General features: G+C 58.5%; 15 protein-coding genes and 1 tRNA gene. 11 read left to right on the forward strand and 5 right to left on the reverse strand.

Annotated features, from left to right (window positions below; translation table 11 throughout):
* Nucleotides 1-41: 41 nt before the first annotated feature.
* Nucleotides 42-118 (reverse strand) — tRNA-Arg (locus AC3IUA_RS00825).
* Nucleotides 119-469: 351 nt separating this feature from the next.
* Between AC3IUA_RS00825 and gabD the strand changes: the two genes are divergently transcribed.
* The 3 genes from gabD to AC3IUA_RS00840 all read left to right on the forward strand — a co-directional run bounded on the left by gabD (nt 470) and on the right by AC3IUA_RS00840 (nt 4,720).
* A complete protein-coding gene (gabD, locus tag AC3IUA_RS00830) occupies nt 470-1,912 on the forward strand; it encodes an NADP-dependent succinate-semialdehyde dehydrogenase (protein ID WP_489358644.1) in 1,443 nt (480 codons plus the stop codon).
* A gap of 178 nt (nt 1,913-2,090) precedes the next feature.
* On the forward strand, nt 2,091-3,368 hold the full coding sequence (gabT, locus tag AC3IUA_RS00835; RefSeq protein ID WP_489358645.1) for a 4-aminobutyrate--2-oxoglutarate transaminase: 1,278 nt from the start codon (nt 2,091-2,093) through the stop codon (nt 3,366-3,368).
* A gap of 137 nt (nt 3,369-3,505) precedes the next feature.
* Nucleotides 3,506-4,720 carry an HDOD domain-containing protein gene (locus AC3IUA_RS00840; protein ID WP_489358646.1) on the forward strand — a complete coding sequence of 405 codons (1,215 nt, stop codon included), beginning with the start codon at nt 3,506-3,508 and terminating at the stop codon, nt 4,718-4,720.
* 153 nt (nt 4,721-4,873) lie between these two features.
* On the opposite strand, the gene AC3IUA_RS00845 is transcribed toward AC3IUA_RS00840, so the two are convergent.
* Entirely contained in the window at nt 4,874-5,863 is a 990-nt protein-coding gene (locus AC3IUA_RS00845; RefSeq protein ID WP_489358647.1) for a GGDEF domain-containing protein, read from the reverse strand.
* A 277-nt stretch (nt 5,864-6,140) separates the two neighbouring features.
* Complete coding sequence (gene desA / locus AC3IUA_RS00850) at nt 6,141-7,325, reverse strand: delta-9 fatty acid desaturase DesA (RefSeq protein ID WP_489358648.1); 1,185 nt, start codon at nt 7,323-7,325, stop codon at nt 6,141-6,143.
* 146 nt (nt 7,326-7,471) lie between these two features.
* On the opposite strand from desA, the gene dibA reads away from it, so the two are divergent.
* The 6 genes from dibA (at nt 7,472) to AC3IUA_RS00880 (ending at nt 13,713) form a co-directional block, all read left to right on the forward strand.
* Nucleotides 7,472-9,394 (forward strand): phosphodiesterase DibA, encoded by a 1,923-nt coding sequence (gene dibA / locus AC3IUA_RS00855; RefSeq protein ID WP_489358649.1) that lies wholly within the window; start codon nt 7,472-7,474, stop codon nt 9,392-9,394.
* Nucleotides 9,395-9,590: 196 nt separating this feature from the next.
* Nucleotides 9,591-9,773, forward strand: coding sequence for a sulfur starvation response protein OscA (gene oscA / locus AC3IUA_RS00860; RefSeq protein WP_007941032.1), 183 nt, complete (start codon nt 9,591-9,593; stop codon nt 9,771-9,773).
* Between the two features lie 149 nt (nt 9,774-9,922).
* Nucleotides 9,923-10,933, forward strand: a complete 1,011-nt coding sequence (locus AC3IUA_RS00865; protein WP_489358651.1) for a sulfate ABC transporter substrate-binding protein — start codon at nt 9,923-9,925, stop codon at nt 10,931-10,933.
* An 82-nt stretch (nt 10,934-11,015) separates the two neighbouring features.
* Nucleotides 11,016-11,834 (forward strand): sulfate ABC transporter permease subunit CysT, encoded by an 819-nt coding sequence (cysT, locus tag AC3IUA_RS00870; RefSeq protein ID WP_489358652.1) that lies wholly within the window; start codon nt 11,016-11,018, stop codon nt 11,832-11,834.
* 13 nt (nt 11,835-11,847) lie between these two features.
* The gene (gene cysW, locus AC3IUA_RS00875; RefSeq protein ID WP_489358653.1) at nt 11,848-12,720 is read left to right on the forward strand and encodes a sulfate ABC transporter permease subunit CysW; all 873 of its coding nucleotides are present in this window, start codon (nt 11,848-11,850) and stop codon (nt 12,718-12,720) included.
* Nucleotides 12,721-12,723: 3 nt separating this feature from the next.
* A complete protein-coding gene (locus tag AC3IUA_RS00880; protein WP_489358654.1) occupies nt 12,724-13,713 on the forward strand; it encodes a sulfate/molybdate ABC transporter ATP-binding protein in 990 nt (329 codons plus the stop codon).
* Nucleotides 13,714-13,779: 66 nt separating this feature from the next.
* On the opposite strand, the gene AC3IUA_RS00885 is transcribed toward AC3IUA_RS00880, so the two are convergent.
* A complete protein-coding gene (locus AC3IUA_RS00885; protein WP_489355766.1) occupies nt 13,780-14,751 on the reverse strand; it encodes an IS110 family RNA-guided transposase in 972 nt (323 codons plus the stop codon).
* 272 nt (nt 14,752-15,023) lie between these two features.
* Complete coding sequence (locus AC3IUA_RS00890; protein WP_489358655.1) at nt 15,024-15,548, reverse strand: Mpo1 family 2-hydroxy fatty acid dioxygenase; 525 nt, start codon at nt 15,546-15,548, stop codon at nt 15,024-15,026.
* Nucleotides 15,549-15,633: 85 nt separating this feature from the next.
* Between AC3IUA_RS00890 and AC3IUA_RS00895 the strand changes: the two genes are divergently transcribed.
* Together AC3IUA_RS00895 and AC3IUA_RS00900 are read left to right on the forward strand one after the other, a co-directional pair.
* Entirely contained in the window at nt 15,634-16,320 is a 687-nt protein-coding gene (locus AC3IUA_RS00895; RefSeq protein WP_489358656.1) for a Crp/Fnr family transcriptional regulator, read from the forward strand.
* A gap of 87 nt (nt 16,321-16,407) precedes the next feature.
* Complete coding sequence (locus tag AC3IUA_RS00900) at nt 16,408-16,776, forward strand: response regulator (RefSeq protein ID WP_489358657.1); 369 nt, start codon at nt 16,408-16,410, stop codon at nt 16,774-16,776.
* Nucleotides 16,777-16,811: the final 35 nt, after the last annotated feature.

Consider the following 16,811-nt stretch of genomic DNA (forward strand, 5'->3'; position numbering starts at 1 on the left):
AAGCCCCAGGCCATAAGACCTGGGGCTTTTTCGTTCGTAGCTGGTGCACCAGGCGGGATTCGAACCCACGACCACTGCCTTCGGAGGGCAGTACTCTATCCAGCTGAGCTACTGGTGCAATGCGGGCGCCATGATACTCATAAGCGTGGCGGGCGTCCATGCTGCTGAATCGACTGATGTTTTGCGGCCTCCAGGGGCGGTTTGCTACGTTGATCAGATAATTTCAGCAAAAGCGCCATTTTTGTTCTTTTTTTCGAACAGCCTATTGTCCTTTACCCCCTTTGATCCTAGGATTCGTTTGAGATTTCAAACGCTCTTGTCTGGGTGCTGAACCGCACGAGTTACTTTATGTGCGTTATTTATGTGCTTCGGCCCGGTGAATGAATTTCCTGACGGCAGCCCTTGAGGCGCCTTTCTACAATTAATAATTTGCTCCGCGCCTGCGCGGTGCTGTTAAGGAAAAGCCCACATGCAGCTCAAAGACACCCAATTGTTCCGCCAGCAAGCCTATATCGATGGCGCTTGGGTCGATGCGGACAATGGTCAGACGATCAAGGTCAACAACCCGGCAACGGGCGAAATTCTGGGCACAGTGCCGAAAATGGGCGCTGCCGAAACCCGTCGTGCTATCGAAGCTGCTGACAAAGCCCTGCCGGCCTGGCGTTCACTGACTGCCAAAGAGCGTGCGAACAAGCTGCGTCGCTGGTTCGAGCTGTTGATTGAAAACCAGGACGACCTCGGTCGCCTGATGACCCTGGAGCAAGGTAAGCCATTGGCCGAAGCCAAGGGCGAAATCGTTTACGCCGCTTCCTTTATCGAGTGGTTCGCCGAAGAAGCCAAGCGCATCTACGGTGACGTGATTCCTGGTCACCAGCCGGACAAGCGCCTGATCGTGCTCAAGCAACCGATTGGTGTGACCGCCGCGATCACCCCGTGGAACTTCCCGGCCGCGATGATCACCCGTAAAGCCGGCCCGGCTCTGGCCGCCGGTTGCACCATGGTGATCAAGCCTGCTTCGCAAACCCCGTTCTCGGCCCTGGCCCTGGTTGAGCTGGCACACCGTGCCGGTATCCCGAAAGGCGTGCTGAGCGTAGTTACCGGCAGCGCCGGCGACATCGGCGGCGAGCTGACCAGCAACCCGATCGTGCGCAAATTGTCCTTCACCGGCTCGACTGAAATCGGTCGTCAGCTGATGGCTGAGTGCGCCAAGGACATCAAGAAAGTTTCCCTGGAGCTGGGCGGCAACGCTCCGTTCATCGTGTTTGACGATGCCGATCTGGATAAGGCTGTCGAAGGCGCGATCATTTCCAAGTACCGCAACAACGGCCAGACCTGCGTCTGCGCCAACCGCCTGTACATTCAGGATTCGGTCTACGACGCGTTCGCCGAAAAACTGAAAGTGGCCGTGGCCAAACTCAAGATCGGTAACGGTCTGGAAGACGGCACCACTACTGGTCCGCTGATCGACGAAAAAGCCGTGGCCAAGGTTCAGGAGCACATTGCCGACGCCCTCAGCAAAGGCGCGACCCTGCTTTCTGGCGGCAAGAGCATGGAAGGCAACTTCTTCGAGCCGACCATTCTGACTAACGTGCCGAACAATGCCGCGGTGGCCAAGGAAGAAACCTTCGGTCCATTGGCTCCACTGTTCCGCTTCAAAGACGAAGCCGACGTGATCGCGATGTCCAACGACACCGAGTTCGGTCTGGCCTCGTACTTCTACGCTCGCGACCTGGGCCGTGTATTCCGTGTGGCTGAAGCCCTGGAATACGGCATGGTCGGCGTCAACACCGGGTTGATCTCCAACGAAGTCGCGCCATTCGGCGGCATCAAGGCCTCGGGCCTGGGCCGTGAAGGCTCCAAGTACGGCATCGAAGATTACCTGGAAATCAAATACCTCTGCCTGGGCATCTAACCCCGGCAAGGCATTGAGCGGAGAGGGGCACGAGAGCGCTGTCCCCTTTCTGCGCGTCAAACGATTTTTCTTTGTGGCCGGGAAAGCTGTGGCAGTCGATCATCGCATGCTGCCATAGTTGCCTCCCGCCACGTATTCCTTGAGCTACGCCGACCGATGAGCGGCGAATGAGGACACTATGAGCAAGACTAACGCATCCCTGATGAAACGCCGTGAAGCCGCTGTACCGCGCGGCGTTGGCCAGATTCACCCGATCTTCGCCGATTCGGCGAAGAACGCCACTGTGACCGACGTTGAAGGTCGCGAGTTCATCGACTTCGCCGGCGGTATCGCCGTGCTGAACACCGGTCACCTGCACCCGAAAGTCATCGCGGCCGTGACTGCGCAACTGAACAAGCTGACCCACACCTGCTTCCAGGTTCTGGCGTACGAGCCTTATGTAGAGCTGTGCGAAAAGATCAACGCCAAGGTTCCGGGCGACTTCGCCAAGAAAACCCTGCTGATCACCACCGGTTCCGAAGCTGTAGAAAACTCCATCAAGATCGCGCGTGCCGCCACTGGCCGTGCCGGCGTGATCGCCTTCACCGGCGCTTACCACGGTCGTACCATGATGACCCTGGGCCTGACCGGTAAAGTCGTGCCTTACTCGGCCGGCATGGGCCTGATGCCAGGCGGCATCTTCCGCGCGCTGTACCCGAACGAACTGCATGGCGTGAGCATCGATGATTCGATCGCCAGCATCGAGCGCATCTTCAAGAACGACGCCGAGCCGCGTGACATCGCTGCAATCATCATCGAGCCGGTTCAGGGCGAAGGTGGTTTCTACGTCGCACCGAAAGAATTCATGAAGCGTCTGCGTGCTCTGTGCGACCAGCACGGCATTCTGTTGATCGCTGACGAAGTGCAAACCGGCGCTGGCCGTACCGGCACTTTCTTCGCCATGGAGCAGATGGGCGTTGCTGCCGACCTGACCACCTTCGCCAAATCCATCGCTGGCGGCTTCCCGGTGGCTGGTGTGTGCGGCAAGGCCGAATACATGGACGCCATCGCTCCAGGCGGCCTGGGCGGCACTTACGCCGGTAGCCCGATCGCTTGCGCAGCTGCGCTGGCGGTGATGGAAGTGTTCGAAGAAGAGCACCTGCTGGACCGCTGCAAAGCAGTCGGCGAGCGTCTAGTCACTGGCTTGAAAGCCATTCAGGCCAAGTACCCGGTAATCGGCGAAGTCCGTGCCCTGGGCGCGATGATCGCCGTCGAGCTGTTCGAAAACGGCGACAGCCACAAGCCGAACCCCGCTGCTGTGGCCAAGGTTGTGGCCAAGGCTCGCGACAAGGGCCTGATCCTGCTGTCGTGCGGTACTTACGGCAACGTGTTGCGCGTACTGGTGCCGCTGACTGCGCCGGACGAGCAACTGGACAAAGGTCTGGCAATCATCGAAGAGTGTTTCTCCGAGCTCTGATTGCTGAGTGTGACCTGATCGACAAAAGAACCCGCTTCGGCGGGTTTTTTTATGGGGTTGTCGGTAGATCCGGGTTTTCCCCTGTATCGGACTGCCGGCATTGATTAAGGTGCACGCATGCCTTATGGAGCGTGCCGATGATTGCGGTTGAGTTACCTGCTGTACCACGAGTGTTGATTGCCGAGGAGGACCCTTGGGCTCGTGACCTGCTCAAGCAGGTGTTATTGAACGTGCGTTGCGACGCACGAGTGGATGTGTGTGCCGATGGCCAGGAAGCATTGCTGTTGTTGGCCGAGAACCCCTATGACCTGGTGATCGCCAATTGGGAACTGCCGGGCGTCGATGGGTTGGGTTTGCTGCGTAGTGTGCGTCAGCGCAAGCGTAATCCGGTGCTGCCGTTTATCCTCATGACCAGCCGCAATGACAGTGCCAGCGTGCGCGAAGTCTTGCCGCTGGCACCCACGGCTTACCTGACCAAACCCCTGAACATGGAAAGCCTGACTCTGCGTTTGCAGGGGCTGCTGTTGGCCGCGGGTCAGTCCGTTTCGTGCGAGGCTCCGGTATTGGCGCCGGGCATGACCTTATCGGTTTTTCTCGAGCGTCGACGGGAAGTCGCCGATGGCGCGCCGTTGCTGGCCGACGTGCAGCTGGCGGTCAAACGCAGCCTCAACGCCTACGGGCTGGATTTGATCCTGCTGGAACAGGAAATCCGCGCTGACCCGCAGATTACCGCAGTGCTGATCGCCGCAGCCAACAGCGCCGCTCATCACCGTGGCGACTCTGTGCAGACCCTGTCCCAGGCCTTGCACCGGCTGGGCACCGTACAAAGCATGAACCTGATTCTTGGCCTGGCCCTCAAGCGCAGCGCCAAATTGAGCGATCCGGCGTTGGGCGATTACGCCGAACGGTATTGGGAGTTGTCACTGCACACCGCGGAATACGGCCGTACGTTGGCGCGCTTGCTGGATCTGGATCAGGAACGCTGCTATTGCGCTGGCATGTTGCATCGCCTTGGGGATCTGGCGTTGCTGCGTTGCCTGCAGGAATGGAAGCAGGCCGGCGGCGAGCTGGATGATCAGCAAGAGATCGGTAACGCGTTGGTCGATTTTGGCGCCGCCTACGGTTCGGCCCTGCGCACGCGCTGGCGCTTGCCACTGGAGTTGCGTGAGCTGATCGCTGCGGTCTACCAGCTCGGTGGTGGGGTTTACTGCCGTGAAGCGTTAGTGATGAATATCGCCGCACAACTGGCCCGTCTGAGGCCTTCAGAAGGCGTTGAGGCAATTGCCAAAAGCAAGGCAGCGCGCCTGCTCAAGATAGGCTTGCCGGAGCTGATGCGGTTGCGCAAAGGCTAGGTTGAGCATCATTCCTGAAATTTACCGCCGCGCATTATCAGGTAAACATCGCCGCCGGTTTTGCGACCGCTTCGCCCGAGCGCGGACCGGGCCGCGGGAGCAAGCTCCCCCGCCACAGTTGATCGCGTATACCTGTCGTGCTCGTTCCAGACCTCACCCCGAAACAATCCGGTTCTTGCCCTGGCGCTTGGCCTCGTACATCGCGGCGTCGGCGCGAGCGAACAGTCTGTCCAGGCTTTGGTCTTCGGCGGTGAGGCTGGTCAAACCCTGGCTCACCGTGATGCCGAAGGACCGTCCTTCGTGGTTGAAGCTCAGGCGCTGAATTTCTCGTTGCAGACGTTCCGCGACTTGCATCGCCATTTCGGGCGCGCAACCAGGGAAGACCGCCGCGAACTCCTCACCTCCGATGCGTCCGAACAGGTCACCGCGACGCAGTGCCGCTCGGCCGCTTTCGGCGATGCGTTGCAACACCAGGTCGCCTTCCGGGTGGCCATAGGTGTCGTTGACGAGCTTGAAGTCGTCGATGTCCAGCAACAGAAAAGACAGCGGTGAGCCTTGCAGACGAGCCTTTTCGAATTCGCGATGGGCGCATTCGAAAAAGTGTCGACGATTACTGCTTTGGGTCAGGACGTCGGTGGTGGCCAGGCGTTGCAGTTCGGTTTCGAGCAGCTTTTTTTCGGTGATGTCTTCGGCAATGCCGACCACGATCAACGGCTGGCCGGGCTCGGCCTGGCGGTTGATGAAGCATTTATCGCTGATCCAGCGAATCTGGCCGTCGGCCGCGATAATGCGGTACTCGCGATCCTCGACGGCGCCTTTGCGAAAAACCTCGGCCAGGCTGCGTTCGGCGTACTCGAGGTCGTCCGGGTAAATGCTGTTGCGCCATTCGTTGTAGTCGGCCAGCAGCAGGCCTGCGGAACGCCCGAAGATGCGCTCATAGGCCGGGCTGACATACAGCACTTTTCGAGCTTCCCAGTCGAAAGCCCAAAGTACCGCGTTGACGCTTACCAGCAAGGAGCTGAACAGTTGCTCACGCTCGGCCAGACGCGCGACTTCGCCTTGGGCATGCATCAAGGCAAGCAGCGTTTGCGCAGCGTCGGGCCACGCTTGAGAGGATGGAATGTGTAGATCTTTATGGACCATCGGCACAGATCTCGAAGGGCGTGCCACTCAAGTTGCGAAAGCGGCCACAGCAAAGCCCGCCTGGATGGCGAATTGCTCTTTGAGATAAGGGATTTGCAGCTAAGTTCCCGTTTTTGTGGCGAGGGTGCTTGCTCCCGCCGGGCGGTCAAGCCGCCCCGAAACGTGCGACTGCGTTTTGTCGTTAAAGCGCGTGCAGATTTTAGGGCCGCTGCGCCCGAGCGAGGACCGGCCCGTGGGCGCAAGCCCCCTCACCACAGGTAAGCCCCTCACCATAGTGTCAGGCGGTAGCGGGGCGCAGCGAGTAGGTTTTCAACTGATGGGCAAAGTCGCGCAGCGATTGAATACCGCTGGCCTCGGCTTCGTGAACCCACTCCTTGATCGCTGCCAGCATGTCATGACCGTTGGTGCTGGTCTTGAGCCAGATCTGCTGCAGAGCGAGGCGTTTTTCGTAAATGACCTTCAACGCCTGACTGTGCTCGAGCATGGTCTGGATACGCAGGTGGTGCTTGTCATCCAGCAGGCTGGTTTCCCGCGAGAGCAGACGCTTGGCCCGATGGAATTGGTGACGAACCGAATGATCGACCTTTTCCAGCTCCTGCTTGACCAGTGGCGCAATGACCAATTTTCGGTACTGGGCCATGATCTGGAAACGGTTGTTGAGGATCGCCATGGCGGTGTCCATGTCCAGGTTGCCCTTGCCTTCGACCCGGTGGGCGATCGGCGCGACTCGCTGAACCTTGGCCAGACGCAGGAAGCTGAAGACCTTGATCCATGCCCAGCCGAGATCGAACTCCCATTTCTTCACCGACAGCTTGGCCGAATTGGGGTAGGTGTGGTGGTTGTTGTGCAGCTCTTCGCCGCCGACCAGGATGCCCCAGGGCACCAGATTGGTCGCTGCATCGCGGCATTCGAAGTTGCGGTAGCCGACGGCATGGCCCAGACCATTGATGACGCCGGCGGCCCAGAACGGAATCCACATCATCTGGATCGCCCAGATGGTGATGCCGATGGTGCCGAACAGCAGCAGGTCGATGACGCCCATGATCCCGACACCCAGCAATGGGTAGCGGGTGTATAGGTTGCGTTCGATCCAGTCGTCCGGGCAGTTCTTGCCGTAGATGCGCAGGGTCTCGGGGTTTTCTGCTTCGGCGCGGTACAACTCGGCGCCTTTGCGCAGGACCGTGGAAAGACCTTTGATCACCGGGCTGTGCGGGTCATCGACGGTTTCGCATTTGGCGTGATGCTTGCGGTGGATAGCGGTCCACTCGCGGGTGTTCTGCGCCGTGGTCAGCCACAGCCAGAAGCGGAAGAAATGTTTCAGGCCGGCATTGAGCTCCAGGGAGCGATGGGCTGAATAACGGTGCAGATAGACTGTGACGCCAACGATGGTCACATGGGTCATCAACAGGGTGACTGCCACCAGTTGCCAGGGCGACAAGTCGAGAAAACCGTTGTACCACATAGGTTGTATGGTCCTCGAAAAAATGAAATACAGCCTGCGCATTATCACTCAGCCCGCAGATAAAACCAGTCGGCCTTTCAGATAAGAGTGGCGGGATGTGTCTTTCCTCTATAATTCCAAGTTTTTCGTAGGGACATTGTTGCCTTATGTCGGTTTCTTATCGCGCTGCGCTGCGTGCGTCGCTGCTTTACCTGCTGTTGTCAGTTTTCTGGCTGCAACTCAGTGGTCATTTATTGAGCAGTTTCTTCGATGAGTCGACTGATCTGGTCCGCTGGCAACTCATCAATGACTATGTCTGGGCCCTGTTCAGTGCCGGTCTGATCTTCATCGCCCGCGCACGATTAATAGGTTTTCTCGGCTTCGGCGCAACATTGCGTCACCAGCGTGAAGACCGCGAGCGTTTGCGTCAGGCAGCCGCGGTGTTCGATTGCACCCGCGAAGGAGTACTGGTCAGCGACCGGCGTGGGTTGATCGTCCATGTGAACCGGGCGTTCATGGAAATTACCGGCTATCAGCGTGAAGAAGTACTCGGTCGTCAGCCGAACATGTTCAAGTCCGGCCATCATCCACCGACGTTCTATGTCGCCATGTTTGAGTCCCTGAAAAGCACCGGAGAGTGGAGCGGTGAAATCTGGAACCGGCGAAAGGGCGGTGAGATTTATCCGCAGTGGCAGACCATTCGGGTCATAGAGGATGACCAGGGTGAGCTCAGCCATTATGTCGCGGTGTTTTCCGACATCAGCGCGATCAAGGATTCGCAGCATGAACTGGCTCACCTGGCGCACCACGACCCGCTGACCGACTTGCCCAACCGCTTGCTCTTCACCGACCGGGCCGAGCAGGCGCTAGCCTCGGCGCAGATCCACAAGCGTGGCTGTGCCTTGCTGCTGATCGATCTGGATCACTTCAAAATCATCAACGACAGCCTCGGCCACAATGTCGGCGATCAGTTGCTCAAGGCGGTGGCCGAGCGTTTGCGAGGGATGTTCGGCCCCGGGGTCACTGTGGCGCGGCTGGGTGGCGACGAATTTGCCGTGCTGGCCGAAAGTTGCCCACAACTGATGCAGGCGGCAGCGCTGGCGCAGCGGATTATCGACGGCTTGAAAGAACCGTTCAGGTTCAGCGGGCACCAACTTTTCATCAATGCCAGCATCGGTATCAGCCTGTTCCCCAGCGATGCGTTGAGTGCCGAACAACTATTGCGCAATGCCGATTCGGCGCTGTTCAAGGCCAAAAGTGCCGGGCGTGAAGGGTATGCCCTGTACACCGAAGAACTCACCGCTCACGCTCAGCACCGGGTAGAAATCGCCAATGAGCTGCGCCGCGCACTCGAACAGCAGGAATTGCGGGTGTACTACCAACCGGTGCACCAATTGCAGACCAGTCGCTTGATCGGCGTCGAGGCCTTGGTGCGCTGGGAGCACCCCGAGCGTGGCATGGTGTCGCCGGCCGAGTTTATTCCGATTGCCGAGCGCACCGGATTGATTGCCGAGATCGATGCCTGGATCCTGCAGCAAGCCTGTCAGCAGATGTGCCAATGGCTGAAGGCGGGAGTGGTGTTGTCGTTCGTCGCGGTGAATGTCTCCAGTCGTCTGTTCGCCCGTCGCGAGCTTTATCAGCAGGTCGCCCAGGTGTTGCACGACACCGGGCTGGATCCGGCCTTTCTGGAGCTGGAAGTCACTGAAAGCGCGGTGATGGAGGATCCCGAAGTGGCGCTGGAGCAAATGCACCGGCTGCGGGAATTGGGCTTGCGCCTGGCCATCGATGATTTCGGTACCGGCTATTCATCGCTGCTGCGGCTCAAACGCTTGCCGGTGCAGAAACTCAAGATCGATCAGGGTTTTGTCGCCGGGTTGCCTTTGGATGACGACGATGCAGCCATCGTGCGGGTGATTATCGCCCTGGCACAAAGCATGGGCATGCAGGTTCACGCCGAAGGCATCGAACAGATCGAGCAGGCGGGTTTCCTGCTTGAGCATGCCTGTGACCTGGGCCAGGGCTACTGGTTTGGGCGGCCAATGCCGGCTCAGGAGCTGGACTGGGCGAGGGCGCCGGCGATTCGGTTGTAGGCGCTGCCGCAGGCTGCGATCTTTTGATCTTGACGCCCCCACTCCTACGTAACTCCCCGTCCCAGCAAATAATTTATTCTGGTTATATAAACATTCTTAAATAGTATTTTTAAGAATATCTGCGCCTATCTACTATTGCTCTCAAGCCGCAAGCAGTGTCGCCACTGCCAGGCACATCTTATTGAGGAGCAACACCATGAGCGCATCTCTACGTAGCGTTGACGGTCAGGACGAAGCAACCATTTTGCGCGAGATCCAGAGCGCATTGCGCGACCTGCGCTTTGGGGCAGTGGAAATCACCGTGCACAACGCTCAAGTGGTACAGATCGAACGCAAAGAGAAATTCCGCTTGCAGAACCCGGGTAACAAACCGAGCTGATTACACAGCCAACGTCAAAAGATCTCAGGCCCTACAGGTGTACTCAAATCCCCCGTAGGAGCTGCCGCAGGCTGCGATCTTTTCCCGAGGCGACCCGATTTCAACCCATAAGAAAAGCCAACACCCCAAGAATTTCAGGAGCTTTCACTATGTCGTCGATTCGCCGTTACGCCCTGGCCGCTCTCGCCAGCGCCATTTTTGCTGGTTCCGCGGTTGCCAAGGATTACGAGTTGCTCAACGTGTCATACGACCCGACCCGTGAGCTGTATCAGGATTTCAACGCTGAGTTCGTCAATTTCTGGAAGAAAGACCACGCTGGCGACAACGTGAAAATCCAGCAATCCCACGGTGGCTCGGGCAAACAGGGCCGGGCGGTGATTGATGGCCTGCGGGCGGATGTAGTGACACTGGCATTGGCCGGTGACATTGACGAAATCGCCAAGCTCGGCAAGTCCCTGCCGGCGGATTGGCAAAAACGCTTGCCTGAGGCCAGTACGCCTTACACCTCGACCATCGTGTTCCTGGTGCGCAAAGGCAATCCCAAAGGCATCAAGGACTGGGGCGATCTGACCAAGAACGGTGTTGAGGTGATCACCCCGAACCCGAAAACCAGCGGCGGCGCGCGCTGGAACTTCCTTGCCGCCTGGGCCTATGGACTGAAAGCCGGCGGTAGCGAAGCCAAGGCTCAGGAATACGTCAAAGAGCTGTTCAAGCACGTTCCAGTACTGGACACCGGTGCTCGCGGTTCGACCATCACCTTCGTCAACAACGGTCAGGGTGACGTGTTGCTGGCCTGGGAAAACGAAGCGTTCCTGGCGCTGAAAGAAGACGGTGGTGCGGACAAGTTCGACATTGTGGTGCCGTCGTTGTCGATCCTCGCCGAGCCGCCAGTGGCAGTGGTGGATAAAAACGCCGAGAAGAAGGGCAATACCGAAATCGCCGAAGCCTACCTCAAGCACCTGTACAGCCCGGCCGGCCAGGAAATCGCCGCGAAGAATTTCTACCGTCCGCGTGACAAGGACGTGGCGGCCAAGTACGCCAAGCAGTTCCCGAAACTGGATCTGGTGACTATCGACAAAGACTTCGGCGGCTGGAAAACTGCCCAACCGAAATTCTTCAATGACGGTGGTGTATTCGACCAGATTTACACCGCGCAATAATGCCGTGAAGCGGATTGCTCAGTAGCTAGCAAAGAGCCCCGGATTGCGATTCGGGGCTTCGCGCGTTCAACCAAGGACTTTTATGTCGCGTCGTATCTCCCCCGTCATACCCGGCTTCGGGCTGACGCTGGGTTACACCTTGGTGTACCTCAGCCTGATTGTGCTCATACCCCTGGCAGCGATGTTCGTGCATGCCGCTCAACTTACCTGGGATCAGTTCTGGGCAATCATCTCCGCACCCCGCGTGCTGGCGGCGTTGAAGCTGAGTTTCGGCACCGCGCTGTATGCCGCGATCATCAATGGCATTATCGGTACGTTGCTGGCTTGGGTGCTGGTGCGCTACACCTTCCCCGGACGCAAGATCATCGACGCGATGATCGACCTGCCGTTCGCGCTGCCCACTGCCGTGGCCGGTATTGCGCTGACGGCCCTGTACGCGCCGAATGGACTGGTCGGGCAGTTCGCTGCTGATCTGGGCTTCAAGATCGCCTACACCCCGCTGGGTATCACTCTGGCGCTGACCTTTGTCACCTTGCCGTTTGTGGTGCGTACAGTGCAGCCAGTGCTCGCCGATATCCCTCGTGAAGTCGAAGAAGCTGCTGCCTGCCTGGGGGCCAAGCCGTTGCAGGTGTTTCGTTACATCCTGGTACCGGCGTTGCTGCCCGCCTGGCTGACCGGCTTCGCCCTGGCCTTCGCCCGTGGTGTTGGCGAGTATGGTTCGGTGATCTTCATCGCCGGCAATATGCCGATGAAGACCGAGATCCTGCCGCTGCTGATCATGGTCAAGCTCGACCAATACGACTACACCGGCGCCACCTCCATCGGCGTGCTGATGCTGGTGGTTTCCTTCGTCCTGTTGCTGCTGATCAACTTGTTGCAGCGGCGCATCGAAACCCCATAAGGAGGCCCGGAATATGTCCAGTTCAACGCTTACCGCCGCTTCCTCGGCCAACGCCGCCCGTCGTGGCAGCGCTGTTTCACGACGCATTCTGATCGGCCTCGGCTGGCTGATCTTTGCCCTCTTCCTGTTGTTGCCGCTGCTTATCGTGGTGTCGCAGGGGCTGAAACTCGGCCTCGGTGCATTTTTCACCGCGATCTTCGAGCCGGATGCGCTATCGGCCCTGAAGTTGACAGTGATCGCGGTGCTGATTTCGGTGCCGCTCAACCTGGTGTTCGGCGTCAGCGCCGCCTGGTGCGTGAGTAAGTACTCGTTCCGCGGCAAGAGCATGCTGGTGACTTTGATCGACTTGCCGTTCTCGGTTTCGCCGGTGATCGCCGGTCTGGTCTATGTGCTGATGTTCGGCGCCCAGGGCTTTTTCGGGCCATGGCTGCAGGACCACGACATCCAGATCGTCTTTGCGCTGCCGGGCATCGTGCTGGCGACTATCTTCGTCACCGTGCCGTTCGTGGCCCGGGAACTGATCCCGCTGATGCAGGAGCAGGGTACCCAGGAAGAAGAAGCCGCGCGGTTGCTCGGTGCCAATGGCTGGCAGATGTTCTGGCATGTCACTGTGCCGAATATCAAGTGGGGTCTGATCTACGGCGTGGTGCTCTGTACCGCGCGGGCAATGGGTGAGTTCGGCGCGGTTTCGGTGGTGTCCGGGCACATCCGCGGGGTGACAAACACCTTGCCGCTGCATGTCGAGATTCTCTACAACGAGTACAACCACGTCGCGGCGTTTGCCGTGGCGAGTCTGTTGCTGATCCTGGCGCTCTTCATCCTGCTGCTCAAGCAGTGGAGCGAGAACCGTATTAACCGCCTGCGCGCCAGTGCGGCGGAGGAATAAATCATGTCGATCGAAGTCCGTAATGTCAGCAAGAACTTCCACGCCTTCAAGGCCCTGGACCGCATCAATCTGGACATCCAGAGCGGTGAACTGGTGGCGCTGCTCGGCCCGTCGGGCTGCGGCAAGACCACTTTGCTGCGGATCATCGCCGGCCTCGAAACTCCGGATGACGGCAGCATTGTGTTCCACGGTGAAGACGTCTCCGGCCACGACGTGCGCGATCGCAACGTCGGATTCGTGTTCCAGCACTATGCGTTGTTCCGCCACATGACCGTGTTCGACAACGTCGCGTTCGGTCTGCGCATGAAACCGAAAAACCAGCGCCCGACGCAAAGCCAGATCGCGGTCAAAGTCCACGAACTGCTGAACATGGTGCAACTGGACTGGCTCTCCGACCGCTACCCGGAACAGCTTTCCGGTGGCCAGCGTCAACGTATTGCCCTGGCCCGTGCCCTGGCAGTGGAACCAAAAGTCCTGCTGCTGGACGAACCCTTCGGCGCGCTGGATGCCAAGGTTCGTAAAGAACTGCGTCGCTGGTTGGCGCGGTTGCACGAAGACATCAACCTGACCTCGGTGTTTGTGACCCACGACCAGGAAGAGGCCATGGAGGTGGCCGACCGTATCGTGGTGATGAACAAGGGCGTGATCGAGCAGATCGGTTCGCCGGGTGAAGTCTACGAAAACCCGGCCAGCGATTTCGTCTATCACTTCCTGGGCGACTCCAACCGTCTGCACTTGGGTGAAGACAAGCATGTGCTGTTTCGCCCGCACGAGGTGTCGCTGTCGCGCCATGAACTGGAAGACCACCACGCGGCTGAAGTGCGCGATATCCGCCCACTGGGCGCGACTACCCGGGTGACGTTGAAAGTCGAAGGGCAGAGTGAGCTGATCGAGGCGGAAGTGGTCAAGGATCACGACAGCCTGATCGGTCTGGCGCGCGGTGAGACGTTGTTCTTCAAGCCAAAGGTCTGGCAGAAAGTGGCGAACATCTAAAAAAGCAAAAGATCGCAGCCTGCGGCAGCTCCTACGGGTGTACCCCTGTAGATACCGTCTTAACCCTCACCGGGCAAGCGCAAGTTTCGGGTCAAATGGTTGGCCCGATTTGATCACTCCAAAGATGATGTGCAGCAGCTTGCGCATCGCTGCACAGATGATCTGCTTGGGGGCCTTGCCGTTGGCTTTCAATCGCTCTTTGAGCGCGATAATCGCTTCGTTATGCTGCATCGCCACCAGACCTGGCATGTAGAGCCCGGTGCGGAGTCGCGCTGATCCGATTTTCGAGATAAAGGTGCGGCCCTTAAGCTGGCCAGACTCTTCCAGCTTTGGATTTAAGCCCGCCGCCGCCACCATTTGTCGAGGATTCGAATACTTTCGCAGGTCGCCCAGCTCGGCAAAAAGCATCTGCGCCGATTTGTCGGCAATGCCATCAATGGTCACCACCAAGTCGCGCATTTGGCGCATGTCCGGGTCGTCATCAATGTGTTTCTTCAGCGCCTTTTTGGTTTCGGCAATCTCTTTCTGGATGTGGTTGATGACGGAATTGATCGAAACCTTGACGCTGTCGTCGGACACGTCCAGACGATTACGTTCCATTTGCAGCATTTCCTGAAGGTCATTCAGGCGACGAACCATGGCCTTCACCTGTCGATACTTCAGTGGCTCCGGCGCCCACAGCGTTAGCTTTTCATGCTTTTCCTTGGCGAAATCGGCGATTAGCTTGGCGTCGGTCTTGTCTGTTTTGACCCGTTGCAAATCACTCCTGGCATGGGCTTTGGTCTGCGCAGGATTGACGACACAGACCCGATAGCCCTTGTTGTACAAGAACTCGGCCAGCGCTTCGTGGTAGATGCCGGTGGCTTCCATCACGATTAAGGCTGAAGGCTCGACGTGCTTCTGCAGCCAGGCGTGGAACTCCTCGAACCCCTTGATTGCATTGGGCAATTTTGCTTTGGTTTTATGTTTGCCGTTAGGCAGGTATTTGGCGATGTCAAAGGTGTGTTTAGCGGCGTCGACGCCAACATAATCGGACATGATCGTCTCCCAATTGAATCAATTGTGATCATCACTGCACTCTGTCCAACCTTGCGAATGCGGGCTCTCGCCAGAGACGGGCCCAAGATACCGTTCGAACTATATGAGTGAGTGTGGAGGGTTGGAGCACGATCTACGTCGCAGGCTCTAGGCCTAAGGAGCTGCACGGCTTCCAAATCCCTCCCTCGATGATCAGTCGAGAACTATCGCTCCTGGCGGAGCGATAGTCGAGATACAAGGAGCTGCCGTAGGCTGCGATCTTTTAACGGTTCTTAAACCGCCGCATTTTTCCGATTGATCCGCACCCCGCCGACTCGCGCCTCGATCTGCTCTTTGAGGTCCTGCCGCAACCCCAGCATGAACGCCAGTTCAGCCACGACAAACAGCGGCCCGACGATCAATCCCGTCACATCATCGACAAACGCCGGTTTGCGCCCTTCGTAGTGATGGCCGACAAACTGGATTGCCCAGCCGATGACAAACATGCCGATTCCGCTGCCGAGCCAGACGAGCGTGCTCTGTTGCGCGAGCGCATGACCTAGCCAAACGGACAGGCCAAGCAATACGCTCATCAGCATTCCCAGACGCAACTCCAGGCGCAAATAGAACCATGCCGCGGCCAATGCCAACAGCACCGCTGGCGACACCCAGAGCCCGGCCAGCGGCCATTGCGGCCGTGACAGCAACACCGCAACAGCGACCACGATCAGTGGTATGCCAATAAAGTGGCTGGCGATATTTCGCGGGTCGCGATGGTAGGCGGCGTATTGACTGAGATGGTCAACGAGGTTTTTCATTGTTATTTGCTCCTGTGGGGAGTTCGATCATGCCCTGCGCTCAATCTTCGCTCTGTCAGCCAGGCGACAATCATCTGGAGATCTAATGGATATGCAGGCCTGGCGTCCGCGTTTGTCGTGCGGGCAGTGGTTCACTCACTTACCTGCCTTGTTACAGGATAGTCTGCTGGCTGCCGCCAGGGTGCGGCGCCTGGCGCCCGGGCAACGGTTGTTCAAGCGCGGCGATCCGCCTTGTGGCTTGTATGCGGTGCTTGAAGGCGCGGTGCGCATTGGCGCGGTCAGCGAGCAGGGCAAGGAGGCGTTGCTCAGCGTGGTCGAACCGCCGCACTGGTTCGGTGAAATCTGCCTGTTCGATGGCCAGCCACGAACCCACGACGCCTACGGTATCGGCCGCTGTATTCTGCTGCAGGTGACTCAGACCGCGTTGCTCGACCTGCTGGAAGAGCATCCGCAATTCTGGCGCCAACTGGCGTTGTTGATGAGCCATAAATTGCGCCTGACATTCATCAATCTCGAACAGTTGAGCCTGATGCCCGCGGCGACGCGTGTGGCCCACCGGCTGCTGCTGATTGCCGAAGGTTATGGCGAGACCGAGTCCTCGAGGCGCGTCCTGCAGTTGCCTCAGGAGCAGTTGGCATTGATGCTTTCGCTCTCCCGGCAGACCACTAACCAGATCCTCAAGGACCTGCAGAACCAGGGCATCGTGCAGTTGAGTTATGGCGAAATTGAAGTGCTGGACCTGGAGAAGTTACGAGGCGCGGCGCAGTCCTGAATCAGTCGGCGCATCTGAAATAACCGTTAGTGATGGGCAATGGTCACCAAGGCGCCTAGCCTGTATCTACGACAATCGAGGTGCACCATGCGTTTGCTGTTAGTAGAAGACGAACCCAAGACTGCAAAGCTCTTGGCCAAGGGCCTGGGCGAAGCGAGCTATGCGGTGGATGTGGCGGTGGACGGGATGCAGGGGCGACGCTTGATCGAAGAGCAGCCCGAATACGATCTGATCATCCTCGACGTGATGTTGCCGGGGCTCAACGCCTGGCTATTGCTCCAGCAGATTCGTCAGCGCGGCGCGACGCCGGTGTTGTTCCTGACCACCAAGGACGGGATTGAAGACCGGCTGCGTGGGCTTGAATTGCATGACGATGATTACCTGCTCAAACCGTTTGCCACGAGTGAGCTGGTGGCACGGGTGCGCACGTTGTTGAGGCGCGCTCGGGGGCGTTGATTGATGGTGTCTGGGCTAATGCCATCGGGGCCGGC

This window comes from Pseudomonas sp. KH_050, from assembly GCF_057838875.1.

Coding starts and splice junctions, on each gene's coding strand:
- gabD (WP_489358644.1), top strand. CDS start 470: ATGCAGCTCAAAGACACCCAATTGTTCCGCCAGCAAGCCTATATCGAT.
- gabT (WP_489358645.1), top strand. CDS start 2,091: ATGAGCAAGACTAACGCATCCCTGATGAAACGCCGTGAAGCCGCTGTA.
- AC3IUA_RS00840 (WP_489358646.1), top strand. CDS start 3,506: ATGATTGCGGTTGAGTTACCTGCTGTACCACGAGTGTTGATTGCCGAG.
- AC3IUA_RS00845 (WP_489358647.1), bottom strand. CDS start 5,863: ATGGTCCATAAAGATCTACACATTCCATCCTCTCAAGCGTGGCCCGAC.
- desA (WP_489358648.1), bottom strand. CDS start 7,325: ATGTGGTACAACGGTTTTCTCGACTTGTCGCCCTGGCAACTGGTGGCA.
- dibA (WP_489358649.1), top strand. CDS start 7,472: ATGTCGGTTTCTTATCGCGCTGCGCTGCGTGCGTCGCTGCTTTACCTG.
- oscA (WP_007941032.1), top strand. CDS start 9,591: ATGAGCGCATCTCTACGTAGCGTTGACGGTCAGGACGAAGCAACCATT.
- AC3IUA_RS00865 (WP_489358651.1), top strand. CDS start 9,923: ATGTCGTCGATTCGCCGTTACGCCCTGGCCGCTCTCGCCAGCGCCATT.
- cysT (WP_489358652.1), top strand. CDS start 11,016: ATGTCGCGTCGTATCTCCCCCGTCATACCCGGCTTCGGGCTGACGCTG.
- cysW (WP_489358653.1), top strand. CDS start 11,848: ATGTCCAGTTCAACGCTTACCGCCGCTTCCTCGGCCAACGCCGCCCGT.
- AC3IUA_RS00880 (WP_489358654.1), top strand. CDS start 12,724: ATGTCGATCGAAGTCCGTAATGTCAGCAAGAACTTCCACGCCTTCAAG.
- AC3IUA_RS00885 (WP_489355766.1), bottom strand. CDS start 14,751: ATGTCCGATTATGTTGGCGTCGACGCCGCTAAACACACCTTTGACATC.
- AC3IUA_RS00890 (WP_489358655.1), bottom strand. CDS start 15,548: ATGAAAAACCTCGTTGACCATCTCAGTCAATACGCCGCCTACCATCGC.
- AC3IUA_RS00895 (WP_489358656.1), top strand. CDS start 15,634: ATGGATATGCAGGCCTGGCGTCCGCGTTTGTCGTGCGGGCAGTGGTTC.
- AC3IUA_RS00900 (WP_489358657.1), top strand. CDS start 16,408: ATGCGTTTGCTGTTAGTAGAAGACGAACCCAAGACTGCAAAGCTCTTG.